General features: G+C 63.7%; 1 protein-coding gene. It reads right to left on the bottom strand.

Going from position 1 to position 289, the window contains the following annotated elements; translation table 11 throughout:
* A partial coding sequence (locus CH341_RS32165; RefSeq protein ID WP_245431348.1) for a pyridoxal-dependent decarboxylase occupies positions 1 to 289 on the bottom strand: 289 nt, incomplete at both ends.

The following is a 289-nucleotide window of genomic DNA, read 5'->3' as shown; positions in this document are numbered from 1 at the left end:
GAAATTGTAATACTGGCAGATGACCTCACCGCCGGGCCTGGAGAAGTTGAGGGCGAAGGTGGGCATATCGCCGCCGAGATAGTTGACCCGGAAGACGAGATCTTCCGGCAGGTCTTCTGCCGTGCGCCACAGAGCCCAGCCGACGCCGAGCGGGGAGAGCCCGAATTTATGGCCGGAGGCGTTGATCGATTTCACGCGTGCAAGGCGGAAGTCCCAGGCGAGGCCCGGCACCATGAAGGGGGCGAGGAAGCCGCCGCTTGCCGCATCGACGTGCACGGGGATATCGAGC

Source organism: Rhodoplanes roseus (genome assembly GCF_003258865.1).
In the GTDB taxonomy this organism is placed as follows: domain Bacteria; phylum Pseudomonadota; class Alphaproteobacteria; order Rhizobiales; family Xanthobacteraceae; genus Rhodoplanes; species Rhodoplanes roseus.
Note: the sequence above shows the minus strand (reverse complement) of the source record. Positions and strands in the feature narration are given on the sequence as shown.